At 31.9% G+C, this 18,185-nt stretch carries 20 protein-coding genes and 1 pseudogene; 12 read left to right on the top strand and 9 right to left on the bottom strand.

Going from position 1 to position 18,185, the window contains the following annotated elements; translation table 11 throughout:
• Positions 1-6: 6 nt before the first annotated feature.
• Positions 7-951 carry a mannose-6-phosphate isomerase, class I gene (gene manA / locus CN946_RS08850; RefSeq protein WP_098860806.1) on the top strand — a complete coding sequence of 315 codons (945 nt, stop codon included), beginning with the start codon at positions 7-9 and terminating at the stop codon, positions 949-951.
• A gap of 169 nt (positions 952-1,120) precedes the next feature.
• On the opposite strand, the gene CN946_RS08855 is transcribed toward manA, so the two are convergent.
• The 3 genes from CN946_RS08855 to CN946_RS08865 form a co-directional block, all read right to left on the bottom strand.
• Entirely contained in the window at positions 1,121-1,639 is a 519-nt protein-coding gene (locus CN946_RS08855) for a cysteine hydrolase family protein (protein WP_098860807.1), read from the bottom strand.
• 120 nt (positions 1,640-1,759) lie between these two features.
• Positions 1,760-2,644 (bottom strand): RCC1 domain-containing protein, encoded by an 885-nt coding sequence (locus CN946_RS08860; protein ID WP_098860808.1) that lies wholly within the window; start codon positions 2,642-2,644, stop codon positions 1,760-1,762.
• A gap of 81 nt (positions 2,645-2,725) precedes the next feature.
• Positions 2,726-3,361 (bottom strand): pentapeptide repeat-containing protein, encoded by a 636-nt coding sequence (locus CN946_RS08865; RefSeq protein ID WP_098860809.1) that lies wholly within the window; start codon positions 3,359-3,361, stop codon positions 2,726-2,728.
• A gap of 516 nt (positions 3,362-3,877) precedes the next feature.
• Between CN946_RS08865 and CN946_RS08870 the strand changes: the two genes are divergently transcribed.
• Together CN946_RS08870 and CN946_RS08875 are read left to right on the top strand one after the other, a co-directional pair.
• Positions 3,878-4,081, top strand: a complete 204-nt coding sequence (locus CN946_RS08870) for a spore coat protein (RefSeq protein WP_176547270.1) — start codon at positions 3,878-3,880, stop codon at positions 4,079-4,081.
• A 305-nt stretch (positions 4,082-4,386) separates the two neighbouring features.
• On the top strand, positions 4,387-4,755 hold the full coding sequence (locus tag CN946_RS08875) for a DUF4180 domain-containing protein (RefSeq protein WP_098860811.1): 369 nt from the start codon (positions 4,387-4,389) through the stop codon (positions 4,753-4,755).
• Between the two features lie 3 nt (positions 4,756-4,758).
• On the opposite strand, the pseudogene CN946_RS08880 reads toward CN946_RS08875, so the two are convergent.
• Positions 4,759-5,297, bottom strand: a pseudogene (locus CN946_RS08880) (helicase).
• A 149-nt stretch (positions 5,298-5,446) separates the two neighbouring features.
• Here CN946_RS08880 and CN946_RS08885 point away from each other — a divergent pair.
• Positions 5,447-6,145, top strand: a complete 699-nt coding sequence (locus tag CN946_RS08885; RefSeq protein WP_098860884.1) for an aspartate/glutamate racemase family protein — start codon at positions 5,447-5,449, stop codon at positions 6,143-6,145.
• A gap of 64 nt (positions 6,146-6,209) precedes the next feature.
• Here CN946_RS08885 and CN946_RS08890 read toward each other — a convergent pair whose 3' ends face one another.
• Positions 6,210-6,755, bottom strand: a complete 546-nt coding sequence (locus CN946_RS08890) for a CcdC protein domain-containing protein (RefSeq protein WP_098860812.1) — start codon at positions 6,753-6,755, stop codon at positions 6,210-6,212.
• A gap of 184 nt (positions 6,756-6,939) precedes the next feature.
• Here CN946_RS08890 and CN946_RS08895 point away from each other — a divergent pair, with 184 nt between their 5' ends.
• The 4 genes from CN946_RS08895 to megL all read left to right on the top strand — a co-directional run bounded on the left by CN946_RS08895 (position 6,940) and on the right by megL (position 11,056).
• A complete protein-coding gene (locus tag CN946_RS08895; protein WP_098860813.1) occupies positions 6,940-8,079 on the top strand; it encodes a sensor histidine kinase in 1,140 nt (379 codons plus the stop codon).
• 21 nt (positions 8,080-8,100) lie between these two features.
• Entirely contained in the window at positions 8,101-8,769 is a 669-nt protein-coding gene (locus CN946_RS08900; protein ID WP_098860814.1) for a response regulator transcription factor, read from the top strand.
• A 550-nt stretch (positions 8,770-9,319) separates the two neighbouring features.
• Positions 9,320-9,451: a hypothetical protein gene (locus CN946_RS23800; RefSeq protein WP_282439847.1), complete on the top strand. Its 132-nt coding sequence runs from the start codon at positions 9,320-9,322 to the stop codon at positions 9,449-9,451.
• Positions 9,452-9,859: 408 nt separating this feature from the next.
• Positions 9,860-11,056, top strand: a complete 1,197-nt coding sequence (megL, locus tag CN946_RS08905) for a methionine gamma-lyase (protein WP_098860815.1) — start codon at positions 9,860-9,862, stop codon at positions 11,054-11,056.
• A 67-nt stretch (positions 11,057-11,123) separates the two neighbouring features.
• On the opposite strand, the gene CN946_RS08910 is transcribed toward megL, so the two are convergent.
• Positions 11,124-11,687, bottom strand: coding sequence for a hypothetical protein (locus CN946_RS08910; protein ID WP_098860816.1), 564 nt, complete (start codon positions 11,685-11,687; stop codon positions 11,124-11,126).
• Positions 11,688-12,183: 496 nt separating this feature from the next.
• On the bottom strand, positions 12,184-12,972 hold the full coding sequence (locus CN946_RS08915; protein ID WP_098860817.1) for an HAD family hydrolase: 789 nt from the start codon (positions 12,970-12,972) through the stop codon (positions 12,184-12,186).
• 215 nt (positions 12,973-13,187) lie between these two features.
• Here CN946_RS08915 and CN946_RS08920 point away from each other — a divergent pair, with 215 nt between their 5' ends.
• The 4 genes from CN946_RS08920 to CN946_RS08935 all read left to right on the top strand — a co-directional run bounded on the left by CN946_RS08920 (position 13,188) and on the right by CN946_RS08935 (position 16,053).
• A complete protein-coding gene (locus tag CN946_RS08920; protein ID WP_098426816.1) occupies positions 13,188-13,754 on the top strand; it encodes a DUF1643 domain-containing protein in 567 nt (188 codons plus the stop codon).
• A gap of 284 nt (positions 13,755-14,038) precedes the next feature.
• Positions 14,039-15,310 carry a helix-turn-helix domain-containing protein gene (locus tag CN946_RS08925; RefSeq protein ID WP_098860818.1) on the top strand — a complete coding sequence of 424 codons (1,272 nt, stop codon included), beginning with the start codon at positions 14,039-14,041 and terminating at the stop codon, positions 15,308-15,310.
• 154 nt (positions 15,311-15,464) lie between these two features.
• Positions 15,465-15,752, top strand: coding sequence for a DUF4359 domain-containing protein (locus CN946_RS08930; protein WP_098860819.1), 288 nt, complete (start codon positions 15,465-15,467; stop codon positions 15,750-15,752).
• Positions 15,753-15,825: 73 nt separating this feature from the next.
• Positions 15,826-16,053 (top strand): hypothetical protein, encoded by a 228-nt coding sequence (locus CN946_RS08935; RefSeq protein ID WP_098426819.1) that lies wholly within the window; start codon positions 15,826-15,828, stop codon positions 16,051-16,053.
• Here CN946_RS08935 and CN946_RS08940 read toward each other — a convergent pair.
• Both CN946_RS08940 and CN946_RS08945 read right to left on the bottom strand, forming a co-directional pair.
• Positions 16,040-16,996, bottom strand: a complete 957-nt coding sequence (locus tag CN946_RS08940; RefSeq protein ID WP_098860820.1) for a hypothetical protein — start codon at positions 16,994-16,996, stop codon at positions 16,040-16,042. The genes CN946_RS08935 and CN946_RS08940 overlap by 14 nt on opposite strands.
• A gap of 187 nt (positions 16,997-17,183) precedes the next feature.
• Positions 17,184-18,125 carry an alpha/beta hydrolase gene (locus CN946_RS08945; RefSeq protein ID WP_286133882.1) on the bottom strand — a complete coding sequence of 314 codons (942 nt, stop codon included), beginning with the start codon at positions 18,123-18,125 and terminating at the stop codon, positions 17,184-17,186.
• Positions 18,126-18,185: the final 60 nt, after the last annotated feature.

The following is an 18,185-nucleotide window of genomic DNA, read 5'->3' on the forward strand; positions in this document are numbered from 1 at the left end:
ATTAGCATGCAACCATTATTTTTAAAACCAGTATTTAAGGAACGAATTTGGGGAGGAACAGCTTTAAAATCAGATTTTAACTATAATATACCAAATGAAAATACAGGTGAATGCTGGGCAATTTCGGCTCATCCTAATGGTGCTTCCATTATTGAAAATGGTCCATTTGCAGGTATTGCATTAAATGAATTATGGAAAAAGCAACCGGAGTTATTTGGTCACCCAAAGGAAGAGGTTTTCCCACTTTTAACGAAAATATTAGATGCAAATATGGATTTATCTGTTCAAGTACATCCTGAAGATTCTTACGCAAAAGTGAACGAAAATGGTGATCTCGGGAAAACAGAGTGCTGGTATATTCTTGACTGTAAAGAAGATGCACATATGATATTTGGCCATAATGCCAAAACAAAAGAAGAACTAATTAAACAAATTGAAGAAGGTGAATGGTCAGATTTACTTCGCCGAGTAAAAATAAAGCCGGGTGATTTTTTCTATGTCCCAAGTGGAACTATTCATGCTTTATGTGAAGGGACTCTCGTATTAGAAACTCAACAAAGCTCTGATACAACTTACCGGGTATACGATTATGATCGAAAAGACTATGAAGGAAATTTACGAGAGCTTCATTTAAATAAAGCAATCGATGTAACAACAGTTCCTCATCAAGAAACAGAAGTGGAATTTAAGACGGAAGAAAAAGAAAATATAAAGATTAATACATTTGTAGATTCGGAATTTTTCACCGTATATAAATGGGATATTACTGGTAGGGCTTATTTAACTTATAATGATCAATATTTACTTTTAAGTGTAATAAACGGTAATGGAAAACTGATTCATAGCGGAGAAGAATATAGTTTATCAAAAGGCTCAAACTTCATCATTCCTGTTGGATTTGGGGAATTTGTTTTAGATGGAGATTGTGAAATAATTGTTTCGCATACTTAAAAATTAAATGAAAACAAAGGCATCCTTTCAGAAGATTTTCAGGCTGAATGCAAGCGTTTGCCTTATGATGTGTGAATTTACCTAAGGCTTAAAAAGCACCGCAGATAGGGTGAGGCAAATAAGTAAGTGAGGGTTTGTTAAGAAAAAAGGCAGCATATTAGCTGCCTTTTTAAAATTTAACTTCATTAGTAGTTTTAGGCTCAGCTAACCAGCGCAGTGTCTGATTATGGTGATTAATAATTTGCTCAGCCGTAAGCTCATCTGAATTCCATGTACTATGTGCGTCCGTAACAAGTGTAACTTCATAGCCATTTCCAAAGGCGTTTCTAGTCGTTGTATCAACACAGATTTCCGTTTGAATTCCCGCCATGACTAAATGATTAATATTCAGTTTTGCTAGCTCTTCTTTTAAATTCGTCTTAAAAAATGAGTCAGGTGTTGTTTTATGTATAATGATATCTCCAACAATTGGAGCAATATCTGACTGAATTTCCCAACCAGGTGTACCATATTCAAGTGGAGAACCTTCTTCAGAATGCTGTATATAAAAGATTGGAGTATTCGTAGCTCTTGCTTGTTCGATCAATTTATTTAGATTATTTAATAATGTTTCACCTTTATAAACCGGATTAGATTCGGAGAACATAAAAGCCTGTACATCAATTACTAATAGAGCTGTTTTTTTCATTTATAAATCTCCCCTTAGATAATTGGATATTTTTTACACCTTATAGAAGAAAATATATCATTATTAACAGAAGAGGAGAAGGGGTATTTTCAGAAAATTTTTGCTTGTTGTAATTTAAATCTATTTTGTATTTGGTTGGATACCGTTCCAGCTGCTTACATCACATTGTCCAAATTCATTACTACCTACAGCTACAACTGTGCCATCTGATTTAAGTCCGAGAGTATGTGTACAACCCGCCGAAGTCGCTACAATATCGCACCAGTCACTTACATTACATTCACCATGTTTGTTCAACCCCGCAGCTATAACAGAGCCGTCCGATTTTAGTCCAATCGTATGATTACTTCCTGACGATATCGCTACAATGTCGTGCCATTCGCTTACATCGCATTGACCATCCTTATTCAATCCTACAGCGACAACCGTGCCGTTCGATTTTAGCCCGACGGTATGAAGATAACCTGCGCCAACCGCCACGATATCATGCCATCCACTCACTTTACATTGGCCATACCGATTGTTCCCTACAGTTGTAACTGTGCCATCCGACTTAAGTCCGACGGTATGCCAGTCACCTGCCGCAATCGCTACTATGTTGTGCCAATCACTTACATTGCACTGACCATCGTTGTTTCGACCTACAGCTACGACCGTACCATCTGATTTAAGCCCGACAGAACGACGCCAACCAGCCGTAATCGCCACAATATCAAACCAGCCACTAACATTGCATTGTTCATGCTTATTACATCCCACAGCAACAACAGTACCGTCTGATTTAAGTCCAACTGTATGAGAATTTCCCGTGTGAGCGTTCCCTGCAGCAACCGCCACAATATCGCGCCAATCGTTTACTTCCAGTTTGCCATATTTATGATCACCAACGGCTGTCACCGTACCATCTGATTTAAGCCCGACGGAATGACGATAACCAGCTGCTATAGCAGCTTTAGGCCATATTTTCACTTTTAACTCCGCTTCGTTCGGTGAAGTATAATCCATGTTTATATCACTCCCATTACTAACAGAATTTAAACAGTAATTCTAACTAAAAATCTTTAGATTTAATCCAATACTTAACTTCTAATCTACAATCTTTAGACCCATTAATGTTGCAAATTGAACGGCTTGATTTGATGAAACTTTACAGCCATTTAAATTACTAATTGAAACTGTTAATTCATTAAAAGTAGAACTACTAATATCGATGCCATTGAGAGATGTTTGTTCAAAATTTGCTCCATCAAGATCACATCTATTAAAATCAACTTTTTTGAATTTACAATCATAAAAATCAGTACTTTTTAGAACTGAATCACGAAAAATTACCTTTTCTAGTTTTGATTCACCGAATAGTGACAAATTCAAAACAGAATTTTCGAACTGTACATTACCAATGCTAGATTCCGTAAAATTTGCGCCTAATAATTTACAATTTTTAAAGATAACTTTGTGGATCGAAGAATTTCTCATATTGCAATTTGATAAATCACAGTCTTCAAAATATACATCAGTCATACTGATATTTTTAAAATCTGTATTCGTAAATTTACAATTCTTGATGACCGCTTTATATAAATATACTCGATCTATAACTTCATTTTCAAAAACAGAGCCAGAGATCTCACACATTCCCAATTCTGGGTCTTCTTCATAAAAAATATCATAAAAATTTTTAGCAATTAATTCTTTTGGGATAGTAGGTGTATCGATTTTCATAGTGATTCCTCTCTTTAAATAAGTTGGATGAAACTTACATCTATGATTAACTAATCATTACTATAAAGAACTTTGAGTTTTAAAAAAAGACTTTTAATTTTTTTAGGTCTGTGTCCAAAACAGCTTCAATAATGCTTGTTGTATTTCTCCAAGAAGTTTCAACAATCTCAGTTTATTTGCAACAGTCGATTGACCTTATATCTGTATATATAAGATGAAGAGTATCATTTGTATTTTGAAAATCACTTAAGTTATCAAATAAAGAGCAAAAAAAATCTAAACTCAATCAAGGTGCTCCGGAAACAAGCGATTCTGAGACTTATAAATCAGCACCGAATATTTAACCTTTACATCAAACTTGTCATTTATTTCCAACTAAATTTATTAAAACTTCCATATTTATACTAGGATACTTATCCAATCTACTTCTATTATATTGAATAAATTACAGTTGCTCAGACTGAAGCTCAAGCTTTAGTTTTAGTACAAGCTTCACTTCAAGCTGCAATTGAAGCTGTGATTCTTTTATTTGCTGATGATCCAAGAATTAGTCAACTACAAAAAGTTGCTCAATCCTTAGAAAATCTTCAATTACAATCCCAATCTGTTGTCATTGAAAATTCAGATGGAATTGTCGTAACACAAACTGAACTGCAAATGGAAGTAGTCATTCAAGCTGCAATTCAATTATTAGCACAATTAGTAGCAAAACTCGGCTAATAATTTTTGGAGAAGAAAAGGACAAGCGTATTAGGTCCCAACCTCTTATTCAAGTTTATTAAATGATTTTTCGCTAGGGTTTATGACTTTTTTTGAAGCTGCTGGTAGTCTCCCGTCTTCAAAGAAAGTTATCCTTATTTAGATTTTAATACCATCTATTTTTATCAATCCGACAAAAATAGATGGTATTTTAGTGTTCATCTACAATTAATTCTAAATAGTTAAAATAAAAGTATCGCTTCACGCTACATACTCTTTGTTTTAAAATAGTAGAAATAATAAAAACTTTGAAAAGGGGAAAGTAGATGAATATTAAAACAACAGAAGTAAACGGAAAACTAATTGCAATTGCCAATGCAGATTCAGTAATACTTATGGATGAACAAAGTGCTTTAGATCTTATTATGACTATAAGTTATGATCATAAAAGTAATCGTATAGCACTTAACAAAGAAGCAATTTCAGAAGATTTTTTCAATCTTAGTACGAAACTCGCAGGTGCGGCGCTTCAAAAATTCGTTAACTACAATATTAAGTTTGCGATTATAGGTGACTTTTCTAGTTATACAAGTAAAGCACTAAAGGATTTCATTTATGAATGCAATAAAGGGAAAAATGTATTTTTTGTTTCAACTGAACAAGAAGCAATTGATCGATTATCTAAAGCAAACTAATCACTATTTTTGACAAAAGATAAAATGATCATCGTTGTTCCAAACATGTAAATGATCGGCACGGTATCCGCGCAGCCATAGTACACCTTAATCCGTCTAATGTAAAAACCTTTCGGAAAATCTTCATCTTCAGATAGTGCCTCAGATGCAATTGTGATTGAACCGGATGGAGCTTGATGTTGCTTTAAAGAATTCCCTATAAAACCTTCTGGCTGATCTAAATAGGATAGTCTTATGTATGGTCCTAGCTCAAGAGGGCACAATTGCAAATTTAGTTCCTTAGCTTTTTTATAAATTTGAGGTGTTGTAGCTCCTTCTAAAAATCCAAGATCGCCAACCGTTAGTTCAACTGTTTGAAGGCTGTACTTTGTATTTGATACTGTAAAGTGATCATTTTTTAATAGCATCTCACCATATTCATTCATCGAGATAGAGGCTTGTTGTAGTTTCTTGATTAACTGGGATTTCGTTTGGCCACCAATTTCTACTATTCTAGTAATAAATGGACAATTAGGGTATATTTTTTCTTTTTCAATATGCATTTTGTTCTCTCCTACTTCATATTAATGTGCTTAAAATATTCCATAGTTCTCGTTAAATTTCCTTGTTAAACTAAGAGATATTAATAGGTCTTGAATTTTTTGATGAACAGATGAGTAAAAATTTAAATAGAAATAGGAGCTGAATGATGATGAAAACAATTGGGCTGATTGGTGGTATGAGTTGGGAGTCTTCATTACTGTATTATCAAATTATGAACGAACGTGTGAAAGAAAAGCTTGGCGGGCATCACTCCGCAAAAAGCTTACTGTATTCAGTCGATTTTCAAGAAATTAAAACGCTTCAGTTTGAGGATCGATGGGATGAGTTAACGAAAATTATGATTGAAATTGCTAAAAAGTTGGAGGCAAGTGGAGCAGATTGTCTTGTTATTTGTACGAACACAATGCATAAGATGGCAAAGGAAGTTGAAGAATCGGTCAAAATTCCTTTATTACATATTGCTGATGCAACTGCTAAAGAAATTGTTAATAATGGAATTAAAAAAGTTGCTTTGTTAGGAACAGCATTTACAATGGAGCATGATTTTTATAAAGGAAGATTAATTGAGCAGTTTGGTTTAGATGTTATTGTCCCAAATGAAGCTGAAAGAAAACGAATACATAATATTATTTATGAGGAACTTTGTCTTGGAATTGTGAAAGAGGAATCTAAACAAGTTTATTTAAACATAATCGATCATTTAATGGAACGTGGAGCGGAAGCGGTTATTTTGGGATGTACTGAAATAACGATGTTAATCTCTCAGGAAAATTGCAGTATCCCTGTCTTTGATACGACAAGAATTCATGCTGAAAGTGCTGTGGATTTTGCTTTAGGTATTCAATAATAAAAGAAACCCACAAGGTATAAAAATTTCCTTGTGGGTTTTCATATTTCACGATTTAGAACAATTACCCTTCAATAGGGAAATCGTTGTTTCCTTGAGCAAGTGTTTTCTCTTTTCGGATCATATATAAATTGAAGACAATATAATAGGCAAACATGATTAGCATTAGCCCAGCAGACCATCCAGAAGCCAAGCTCTGTAATCTGTTAGATAAAACATCATTTTGTAATCCACTTAGTTTTTCAATTGAATATATATCATAAATTCGATAAACCAAGCGACCGAAGAATAGTAGTGTAACAGTACCGCTAATCCAAATATTTGTATTATAGAACCATGCTCCATTTCTATTTTCAAAATTTGTTTTGATTGAAGTGAAATAAGCTAGCCCAATCCCAATTAAAATACCAACAATATCTGAAGTTAAAATAATTGGTTTTAAACCACCTTGAAATAGGATTAATGCTCCAATTATAAAGAAGATAACTGTACTTATACGCATTCTCTTCTTATTCAATTGCTGCCATCCAATACTTCGACGGAACCTTTTAAAGATGCGATAAACTAAAAGTATAATAATAATTCCAATAAAAATATATTGTTGATTCATTGTTTTTCTCCTTAATTTGTATTGTATGTTCATATGATATTCTTTTATTTATTTTGAATCGACTTCTATTTGATAGAAATTTATTCATAAAGTCTATAACTAGAGATAGAGGAAAACAGGAAGAATATTGATTAAAATTAAAAGTGAATTTTTTTAAAGGGAAATTGAGAGGAGTAAGTTTATTTTGAAGGAGAACAAAGTCTTCTTATTAAGACCGATCATAGGTGCTACTATTATTTTAATTTTCATGAGTACCGGAAAATTATTTAGTGGACCACCACTTAAAACGGCACTTTATTTAACGATTTGGGTTACTTTAACATGTATTTTATTGATTCCTAAAGATAAATGGTCGAATGTAAATTTAGTTATTGCGTTTAGTATTATGGTGATTGAAGCGTTGGTCGGATTAATTCTGTTTAAAGAAATAAATGTGTTGTATTTTTTAGCATTTATGTTTCACGTAACGATTATTCGGTCCTCTTTATCGAGGACTCCGATTACATCAATGATCGTTATGATTGTCATTGCTTTTATCTATACGCGATTCGGACATCAAGATTTATTAAACGTTTTAACCTATATTTTGATCTCAATTATTATTTATTTAAATTTAAGAAGTAGAATGCAGCGAAATGAAATGTATAAATTGAATAAACAACATGTCGTAAATTTAGAAAAAGCGTACAGTCAATTACAAGAAGCGTCTTCTACTGTTATGCAAAATGCAATTTTAGAAGAGAGAAATCGAATTGCAAGAGATATTCATGATGCCGTGGGACATAGTTTAACTTCAATTATCGTTCAAATGCAAGCTGTACAATACATGATAAAAAAGGATCCAAATCAAGCCGAACAAAGTTTAAAGGATATGTTAGTAGTTGCTCGAAAAGGTTTAGATGATATACGAAAATCCGTTCATTCTCTTGCTGATGATCTTCCTCAATCTGCAATTGGCACATTAGAAACTTTATTGACACATATGGAGTCCTCATCATCTATTCGATATTCCTTTAAAGCGGAGATTGGTGATATTGAATTAGACGTCGAGGTATACAAAATACTGTTTAGAATTTTACAAGAATCAATTACAAATGTTATACGTCATTCTCAAGCTACAAAACTAGATGTTGTACTAAAAAAGGAATCTGAAGTCATCAATATGACCATAAGGGATAATGGGGATGTAGAAAATGCTCAAAAAATTAGTGAAGGATTTGGATTAAAATCAATGAGAGAAAGACTAGAGAAAATGAATGGTAGTCTTTCTTATTCAGTTATTTTTCCACATGGCTTTGAAATCGTTGCAAAAATACCATTGTGACGAAGGAAAGGGTGAGAAAATATGTCAATTGAAAAAATAAAGGTCTTACTAGTTGATGATCAAACGATGATTAGGCAAGGTTTTAGTTATGTAATAAATCTACAAGATGATATGAACTTAATTGGTGAGGCATCCGATGGAATAGAAGCAATCAAGCTAGCAAAAGAAAAGCTCCCAGATGTCATTCTGATGGATATACAAATGCCAAAACTTTCAGGAATAGATGCTACAAAAGAAATAATGAAACAATTACCTACGACGAAAATAGTTATTTTAACTACATTTGATGATCAAGAATATATTTACCAAGGAATTCGCTCAGGAGCTGTAGGATTTTTATTAAAGGATGCTGAAGTTGAAGAAATGCTTGATGCGATTCGTTCAGCCTATCGAGGTGAAGCTATTTTTAAAACAACCCTTGCAGCAAATGCACTTTCTAGAGCGATTGTTTCTGGATTTGCCATTCCAAGTAAAAAAAGTGAATCAATACTAATCGAGAAACTAACGGATCGCGAACAAGAAATCCTCCAGGAAATGGCCTATGGACTTCGAAATGATCAAATCGGTAAAAAATTATTTATAACGGAAGGTACTGTTAAATCACATGTCCATCGTATATTACAAAAATTTGGCTGTGAAGACCGAACACAAGTAGTCGTAACGGCACTAAGAAATGGAATGGTGAAGTAAGAAGGAAGTTTAGGAACGTAAATAAAAAGTAGATGTTATTTCTATCTGAGATAACACCTACTTTATTTGGACCGAAATCTACATAAATGAAATTTTTTCATAATGGTTTGTATTACTTTTAAAATCAATTCGGGGAAATAGTGGAAAGGGTAGTTTAGGAGAAGAAGTTTCGAATTGAAAAGTTAATTTTAGATAAAATGTTAGACTAGAAGAAGTAATTATAGGGATGATTTTATACTCAGTAATAAAATGTTGTAGAAAATCTTCGTTATATAGACTCGGTAATAAATATGATCATAAAATAGATCTAATTAAATAGATATTATATTAAATGTTCGAAAGGAAGAGTTTGTACTAGACTATGAACTAATTTGTACAAGATTTTTTGTGATAAAAAAGAGGAAAAAATAAAAAAACTACGAACTATTATTATTATTGATTCATTCGTTAATCGAAGTACTTTTTTCATTAAAAATTGGATATGTATTTTATTAAGTAAGTTTGTTAACAATACAAAAATTAAATAAAATTTACTAAAGAGGTGTAGTCAATGAGCTTCCATGATCCAAACGAATTTGATGAATTGATACCAAATGATACCGATTTAAATTTTATTAAGAAATTTCCAGAAGTTGAAGAAGCGATTGGAATTGATGAAATTCTGAAGTGGTTAGAGGATTAACGAAATAAGATTAAAATGAAAATAAAAAAGTACTTTCTAGATTTTTAGAAAGTGCTTTTTTTCATTATCTATAAACATAAAATCAACCTAGTTAAAGAGGATGATTTACTTGATCATTACAATTCTACCGAACGGAAAAGAAATAGGGAAAAAGTTTGGTAGAAAATTCTAGTGAATAAATAGTAAGAACCAATATGAAATTGAACATTTTGCTACTTTTAATTTTGTGTTTGAGTACTATATTGGATTAAGAGTATGTAATTTTACCTATAGTAGGTTCTTTTAAAAGGTATTGCTTTCCTATATATAGAAGTAGTCTAAGTGAATATTTTGTAAGGGCTTTCATTTTAGTTTTTTGCTTTAATTAACGTTTGACAACATGCACTTAATTAAGGAGGCTAATTAGAAATGAAGAAAAATCAGTTTGATACAAAGTTGATTCACGAAGGCTACAAAACTAGTGAGTATAACGGGAGTTTGACTCCTCCATTATTTCATACGTCTACCTATACATTTCCTACTGCACAACATGGAGAACAGTCCTTTGCTGGAGAAAGAGATGACTTTATTTATTCAAGGTTAGGAAATCCAACCGTTCAAATTTTAGAAGAACGAATGGCTGCGTTAGAAGAAGGAGAAGTAGCGTTAGCATTTGGTTCTGGAATGGCTGCTGTGTCTGCTACAATTTTCTCTTTAATTAGCACCGGAGACCATATTTTATGCTCAAAAGGCATATACGGATGTACGTATGGCTTTTTAGAAATGCTTGAGAGCAAATTTAGAATTGAACATAACTTTTGTGAAATGGATACAGAGGAAGAAATTCAAAACTTAATCCAAGAAAACACGAAAGTTATATTTATTGAAACACCGATCAACCCGACAATGAAAGTCATTGATATTGAAATGGTTGTCGAAGTTGCAAAGAAAAATAATATTACCGTAGTAGTTGATAATACATTTTGTTCACCTTATTTACAAAAGCCATTAACACTAGGCTGTGACATTGTGCTACATAGTGCAACGAAATATATTAGTGGTCATGGTGATGTAGTTGCAGGAATTGTTGTTTGTAAAACAAAAGAGCTAGCTGATCGGATGATCACTATTCGAAAAGATATAGGAGCGATTATGTCACCATTTGATGCATGGCTGCTGCTTAGAGGATTAAAGACGTTAGCAGTTCGAATGGACCGTCAATGTGAAAATGCAAAAAAGGTCGTTTCATTTTTACAATCGCATCCAATGGTAAAGGAAGTATTTTACCCTGGAGATTTTAAAAGTCAAAATTATTTTATTGCAAGCAAGCAAATGAAAAAAGGCGGAGGAGTCTTCGCATTTACAATTGACGGGACAAAGGCAGATACACAGGAATTTATTAATCATTTGGAAATGATAAAAATAGCGGTAAGTCTTGGTGATACAGAAACATTAGTTCAGCATCCTGCGACGATGACACATGCAGTAGTTCCAAAAGAGTTACGAGAAAAAATGGGCATAACAGAAAATATGCTGCGCATGTCAGTTGGATTAGAAGCATGGGAAGATATCGTTTCGGACTTACAACAAGCTTTACTTAAATCTAGTAGCAATACAGTTTGTTAATCTCGAATTGAAAAAAAGTACTTTCTAAATTTTTTGTTAGAAAGTACTTTTTATTTTAGCTCTAAAATTAAATTGGAAAATCAACAATTTCATAAATAATATTTTTATCAATCCTAAACTCAATGGTAAAATGCGGATCAAAATCGATGAGTTGATGGACTGTTATATATGAATCATGAATTTCATTTATGCAAACTACATAATGATAAATTAGTGTTTTTACAATGACAACCTCACCTTTAAACTCTTTTGCAAGACGATTAATCCTTTTTTGTGTTTGAGGAGACGTTCTTTCAGTTACAGTTATATAATGTCTCTTTTCCTGCCATGACTTATCACTTGAAAAATCTCCTTGCTCATTTCTTGAAGAAACACTTTTACAAGATAATTTACCAATCTCAATAACCAACGCTAAATCAATTCTAATTTGCCTAAACACCTCATCAGAAGCCAAAATGATAATATTTAATGAATGGTCTTCATTAATTGATACTAATCTTCCTCTATAATTAAATAAAAATGTCTCCAAAAAAACCTTTTTCCCAAGTAATTTCTGAGCTCTTTTTAAAATATGGCTTTTATTCTCTAGTGAAGTACTTTTAGATATGCTAATTCCATGTTGTTCCGACAATAGTTACCCTCCATAAACTTGATACCACATTTTATGTAACGAATCCTATTCATCGAAACGGTCAATTTCATTAATAAAGAAAATTTATAGGACGAGCAGTCTTTCAAAGAGAAGATTTTTAAGATCATTGACATAAATAGAGGGTATATCTAGTCAAAATCGTAATATTTATAAAATAATGTCGATGTGAAATTGCTAATTTGATTTGATTTTTTGAACGAATTGACTAGTTAGACTAAAAAAATTCCTTATGGGCAACAACTTATGATGAAAAGTAGCCCAAAATACGGATAGTAGTATGGGTATATTTTTAGTTTAATTGCGTTTTTCATCCTTTTAATTGCATTTCTAGAATTTTTAATTACAGATTCTCCATTTTTAATTGCGATTCTATGAATTTAATTGCACTTGCTTGAGGAATTTCGAACTAATACCCAATCAAAAAAAATCCAGCAAGTCCCCACAATAATGGACCACTAGATTTTTTAAACAAAACCTACTTATTCAAAGAATCAATAATCGGATAAAGCTCTTCTAAATGAGTGATTTCAAATGTAGGAACAACTTCATTCCGCTCTTTATTATGCCTATTAATCCATACGTTTTTCATTCCAATTCTGCTTGAGCCTAAAATATCAGTCAAAAGATTATCTCCAACCATCATGACATCTTCTTTTGATAGTTCCATTAATGATAAGGCATGTTCAAAAATGCTTGGATCAGGTTTACCTTTTCCGAAGTCTCCAGAAATTAGTATTTGATCAAAATACTCTTTAATCTTTGGTGTAATTGAAAGCTTCGTATGTTGCAAATCAGGGGAGCCGTTTGTTAGTAAGAGTAGTTTATACTGTCCATTTAATCGATCAAGCACATCAAATGTTTCATCGTATACAAAAGGGTTTCCTTTGCGTTCTTCAGGGAATGTTTCGGCTAATAAATGACCAAATTCTGGATCATTTATTCCAAATGCTTTTAAGCCAAGCGTCCATGCATTTTTTCGATAGGTAGGTGAATTCACCCTCATTTTTGGAAATTGATCATGATCATCTAAAAAATTCCCCCATAGTCCTTCGAATGGATTAATGCCAATTAATTTTGTGAATTCGTATGTATCATATGATTCATAAAGCTTTCTAGCCGCATCACGAACGGCATTTTCAAATTCAGTTGGATCAATACCGTATTTTTCTGTAGCTAGCTTACATGTATTTGCGAATGCAACTTGAACACTTTTTTGGTCCCAAAGTAATGTGTCATCCAAATCAAAAATGATTCCTTTAATCATAAAAAAGCCCCTTCCTAATATGAACTGTATAAATTATCCACTATCGTACTAGGAAAATATGAATTAGTAAATAGGAAGCTACTAAAATTTTACTTTTTTTTAGTTACAATGTAGTGATTATTTATTTTAAATGAAGAATATAGTACAAATGACGATTAAATGGAATATAATACCTTGTTGATTTTGTTTTAATTAATGATGAAAAGAGTGAGTATATGTCATTTGAAGATTTTGTAAACTGTCATTCAATGCAAATTAATACGAAGGCGGTCTTCGATAAACAAAATAAATTAATGCGATATTCGCTTACAAGAACTTGGGATGAATCAAAAAAGAAAGCTACTCTTGTATTACTTAATCCTTGTCGAGCGAATCATCTAAAGAGTGATTATATATTGGCGAGATGTCTTAACTTTTTTATAGATTATAAGAAAGGTAACTTCGGCTCGCTAGAACTAGTAAATCTTTTTGCATTAATGGAACCGGATTCAACAAAGCTAAGAGGGAAAGAATGCGAAGTTGGCGAACATAACGATGAAGCAATTAAATTAGCGATTAGTAACGCAGACATTATTATAGTAGGTTGGGGTTCAAGTAAACGATTTAAGTGGCGAATAAAAGAAGTTCTAGATCTGCTAGAACCTTATAAAGATAAATTATTTAATTTTTGTGATGATTCAAATCGGAAGGATATATTGATTCACCCAGTTATTTTAGCGGAACGACATTGGTTAGAAAAATTAAATTTTGAAGCACTTTACGAATGGACTACAAAAGATTAATCTAAATGCTATTTCCGAAGGCAACTCATTTTGGGTTGTTTTTTTTATTGCTTGAAAATTCAAATACTTATATTTATAAAAATTGTTATAATAAATTGAGCATTAAGTTAAGTTCAAGGCTGAAAGCTACATTAATTTAAATACAAAACTTTACTAAAATGGCAGCCTTTTTAGAAACTCAAGTATTACTTGAGTCCATTTTTCCTCAATTCAAGTAACACTTGATTTTAACTATTCAATTAATTAGATACAATGAAATTAACTTTTAAATAGAGGTGATATAAATGTTTGATATGAAAAAAGTAGGTAGACAAATCGCTCAATTAAGAAAGGTAAACAAGATTACACAGATGAAGCTAGCTGATCAATTAGGTGTCAGCTTTCAAGCAATTAGTAACTGGGAACGTGGAGAGACAATGCCTGATATTTCAAAATTACCTGAGCTTGCTGAAATATTTAATGTAAGCATTGATGAAATTTTAGGAAATGAAAAAGGTGTTAAGTTGATCAATAATTTAATTGGGAAAGATAATCCTGATTCTTCATTTGAGTTAGAAGTTGAAAAAGAAGAATTTTTAAATATTGCACCGATTCTTAATATCGATCAAGCAGATCTAGTTTTTAGAAACGTTGAGAATGATCTTACGATTAGTGATACAGCGGATATTGCTCCATTTGTTAGTGAAAATCTAATCGATGAATGTGCAAAGAAAGAATTTGATTCGAATGGAATCAAAGAATTATCAAGGATAGCACCTTATATTAGTAACGATGTAATTGATGAATTTGCGAAGAAAGAGTTTGAATCCAATGGAATTGAAGAATTAACACGAGTTGCACCGTTTATAAGTCAAGAGTTAATTGATGAATTAGCGAAAAAAGAGTTTGAAACGAACGGAATAAAAGGATTTACAACTTTGGCACCATTTATCAGCGAAGAAGTAATTAATGAATGCGCAAAGAAAGAGTTTGAAACGAATGGAATAAAAGGATTTACAACTTTGGCACCATTTATCAGCGAAGAAGTAATGAATGAATGTGCAAAAAAAGAGTTTGAAACAAATGGAATAAAAGGATTAACTCGAGTTGCACCTTTTATCAGCGAAGAAGTAATGAATGAATGTGCAAAGAAAGAGTTTGAAACAAATGGAATAATAGGATTAACTCAGGTGGCACCATTTATTAGCGACGAGATCATCGATGAATGTGCAAAGAAAGAGTTTGAGTTGAATGGCATAAAAGAAATAACATCAATGGCAGCATTTATCAGTGACGAAATAATCGATGAATGTGCAAAGAAAGAGTTTGAAACAAATGGTATAAATGGACTAGCATCGATGGCGCCATTTATTAGTGATGAGATAATTGATGAATGCGCAAGAAAGAGTTATGAATTAGATGGAATCAAGTCATTAGCACCAATCTGTCCATTTATTGAAGGTGACCTGCTTAATGAACTTGCTTTAGATGCTATCTCAAAACATGGCATTAATGAAATTTTTTCAGTGATTCCATTTTTAGATTCAAAAATTGTAAAAAATGCAGTAATTAAATAAGTTTCAAAATGAACTCGTTTTTACTTTCAGGGGTCGCAATTAGGACCCTTTTTTATTTTTTCTAGACATTTTATTAATAAATATGGATATTTTCTGGACAATTCAGTAATATCCTTTATCATATAAATAGTAAAAATAATGAAAAGGTGACTTTATGAAAAAATTACTTGTTATCGGGGCTTTAGCAATCTGTTTAATTATTTCTGCACAAACAAATCCATCTAAAGGAGAGTTTGTCACTTGGGCAAAGGATCAACTTAAATTGGAATCAAAAAATAAATATGTTGATTTTGGGATTGACTTATTAGGTGAAAAACTTATTAGTAAGGTTACAACTAAAAAAGATTATGTCTTTTTTTCAGTTTACGAGGTTAAGGCCTTAGACAAGGAAATAAAAGTTGTTGGTTTATTTAATCACTTTATTCCAATTTCAAAAAAATAAATTATGAAGTGTTAGTGGAAAAGTTTGAAAGCATGTATATAATAGAAGAATAAAGTTAAAAGAGGTGGAAAGAATGAGTAAATCAAAAGCAAGAAAATTACGAGACAAACTAGTTAGAGAAGGTAACCGAAATCCAGAATTAAGTAGAAGTTCATTTGCGATGTTAGATTTAAATACGCGTAGAACAAAAACGAAACAAGAAAAATTAAATCAAGTTAAACATAAAAAACAGTCCTTTGGAAAAGATGATTTTCAAACAAAGGACTGTTTTTATTTAGATGCTGATCTTATTGTTGTGTAGCAGGTGCATTTTTTACTTTATCAGCGAATTTAACTGTTAGATTTGTTTTATATGTGTTGGCCTCAGCTTCAAATAGATTGTAATAAGTATTAAATTTTTTAAAAACGGCAGTTGCATTTACAAGAGCAACTTTTGATTTTGCTACATCTCTTTTTTGAATTGCATTATCTAAGCTTTCATTATCTTCCATATCATAGAGCTCATCAAAACCATCTTTAAAATACTTATCAAACATAGAATCTAGATCTTTTTCGATTTGACGATGTGTTGTGTAATCCATGTCAAGAACATCGTATGCATAGCTAATAATTTCTTGTTCTTTAGATGTCATCCCATAAAAGTGCTGATTTACTAAAGAATATTCAGTTTCATAGTTTTTATATTCAGCAGGTAATTGCTTACGAATATAAATTTCATTTTCCGTATAAATTTGATCCTCGATATCGTATACATATGACTCAATCGTATTATATGTGTGGTTTTGGTAATTTCTAATAGCCGTCAATTTATTTTTTTGAGTTGTAAAGTATGTTTTAGCACCCTTTGAATCTACTTTTTTAATATATGTATTAAACTGTGCTGTTATTTTTTTCATATCTACCGCTGCATTATCTTTTCGCGCTTTATCAATTCTTGTTTTAAAGCTCGCTGTTTTTTTCACTAGTTCATCTTTACCTGTATATCCGTACTTATTAAATAAAGTAACATCAGTTTGTAGTTCTTTATAATAATCATAAACATCTTGATCTGTATAATAGATTTCACTTTTTAAGTTGTTCAATACTTTAATATAAGAGCTTACTTGTTTTTTTAAATCATTTTGAGCTTGGACAACTTTAGTATTAGTTGCTGCTTGGGTTTCTGTTGGTAGCATACCTAATAGAATACCTGCTGATAGAGTTGTTGCAGTTGCTATAGTTGCGATTTTCTTAAATTTATTCATTTCGGTCTCCTAATAATATAATATTAAAATTTTCATACTATTAGTATATTACATGTTACAAAAATATTAAATATATATTAATAGGATTAAATCTAATTTAAATTACCTTTAAATGAAGTTAAATCAATTCACTTCACTTAAAGGTAAATAAATTAAGTGATACAATCATAAACTAGCAAAGTCCATTTTAATCTCGTGAGGCATTTACAATTAATTGTGCCATTCTTCTTGGGTACATTTTTGCAGTTGACATATGGTCGCCACTTCCTTGTATAAAACGATAAACTCCTAATCTACTAGCTATATGAGGATACCAACCTGAATTTTCGCCTGCAGGTACTACTGTATCTTCTTGTAAATTAATAAAGCTTCGTGGAGTAGATAATTGGTAAAACGTTTTTAAATCTAGCTTTTCGACAAGGGGCGTTGCCGGTTCAGGTGTTGTCGCATTATAAATTTGCCGCGCCGTTTGTAAATCAGCCAAGTTAACAAACACATCTCGGAAGTATTGAAATGGTAGTTTGATTGTATTATCAGAAGATTGTTTTGCTAAGTCTAAAAGGAATTTTTGTCCTTGTGGTGGAAATTGATCTGCCAGGCTTTCGCCGTCATTTAAAACAAAAGCATTCCAAAAAACTAATCGTTTAATTCGGTCGTGAAGCTGTTCAGCGACTTTTTGTATGACAGTACCACCAAAGCTGTGACCTATCAAAATTATATTATTAAGCTTATTAGACGTTATATAATGAATAACTTGTTTTGTAATCATCTCATGATTTACATTTTTATCTTTATCGGTACCATGCCCAGGCAACTGTGGTGTGTGAACAATATGTCCCATTTTTTGTAGTTCTCTTGTTATTCCATGCCAGAAGAATGGATCAACCCATGAGCCGTGAACTAAAACGAAAGTAGCTTGAGCATGCTGACGATAAAAAATGTCAGATTGGTCAATTGAATGATGCTGTTGATGAATAGGATATGATTGATATTCGTTATACCAATATTGGTGATAATCATAGTAAGGATTATTCATATTTTGATTCATATTTTGATCCATATTTTGATCCATATTTTGATTTTTGTAGTTTATAGGTTGAATCATTTCATGGGATTTTTTACTGGTCATGCTAATTAGTCCCTCCTCGTTAATCTTTCTCATCGTATGCACCTATTGGTTAGAAGGTGC

Origin of the sequence: Bacillus sp. AFS053548, assembly GCF_002575105.1 — a bacterium.
GTDB lineage: Bacteria > Bacillota > Bacilli > Bacillales > Bacillaceae_G > Gottfriedia.

Coding starts and splice junctions, on each gene's coding strand:
- manA (WP_098860806.1), top strand. CDS start 7: ATGCAACCATTATTTTTAAAACCAGTATTTAAGGAACGAATTTGGGGA.
- CN946_RS08855 (WP_098860807.1), bottom strand. CDS start 1,639: ATGAAAAAAACAGCTCTATTAGTAATTGATGTACAGGCTTTTATGTTC.
- CN946_RS08860 (WP_098860808.1), bottom strand. CDS start 2,644: ATGGATTATACTTCACCGAACGAAGCGGAGTTAAAAGTGAAAATATGG.
- CN946_RS08865 (WP_098860809.1), bottom strand. CDS start 3,361: ATGAAAATCGATACACCTACTATCCCAAAAGAATTAATTGCTAAAAAT.
- CN946_RS08875 (WP_098860811.1), top strand. CDS start 4,387: ATGAATATTAAAACAACAGAAGTAAACGGAAAACTAATTGCAATTGCC.
- CN946_RS08885 (WP_098860884.1), top strand. CDS start 5,447: ATGAAAACAATTGGGCTGATTGGTGGTATGAGTTGGGAGTCTTCATTA.
- CN946_RS08890 (WP_098860812.1), bottom strand. CDS start 6,755: ATGAATCAACAATATATTTTTATTGGAATTATTATTATACTTTTAGTT.
- CN946_RS08900 (WP_098860814.1), top strand. CDS start 8,101: ATGTCAATTGAAAAAATAAAGGTCTTACTAGTTGATGATCAAACGATG.
- CN946_RS23800 (WP_282439847.1), top strand. CDS start 9,320: ATGAGCTTCCATGATCCAAACGAATTTGATGAATTGATACCAAATGAT.
- megL (WP_098860815.1), top strand. CDS start 9,860: ATGAAGAAAAATCAGTTTGATACAAAGTTGATTCACGAAGGCTACAAA.
- CN946_RS08915 (WP_098860817.1), bottom strand. CDS start 12,972: ATGATTAAAGGAATCATTTTTGATTTGGATGACACATTACTTTGGGAC.
- CN946_RS08920 (WP_098426816.1), top strand. CDS start 13,188: ATGTCATTTGAAGATTTTGTAAACTGTCATTCAATGCAAATTAATACG.
- CN946_RS08925 (WP_098860818.1), top strand. CDS start 14,039: ATGTTTGATATGAAAAAAGTAGGTAGACAAATCGCTCAATTAAGAAAG.
- CN946_RS08930 (WP_098860819.1), top strand. CDS start 15,465: ATGAAAAAATTACTTGTTATCGGGGCTTTAGCAATCTGTTTAATTATT.
- CN946_RS08935 (WP_098426819.1), top strand. CDS start 15,826: ATGAGTAAATCAAAAGCAAGAAAATTACGAGACAAACTAGTTAGAGAA.
- CN946_RS08940 (WP_098860820.1), bottom strand. CDS start 16,996: ATGAATAAATTTAAGAAAATCGCAACTATAGCAACTGCAACAACTCTA.
- CN946_RS08945 (WP_286133882.1), bottom strand. CDS start 18,125: ATGACCAGTAAAAAATCCCATGAAATGATTCAACCTATAAACTACAAA.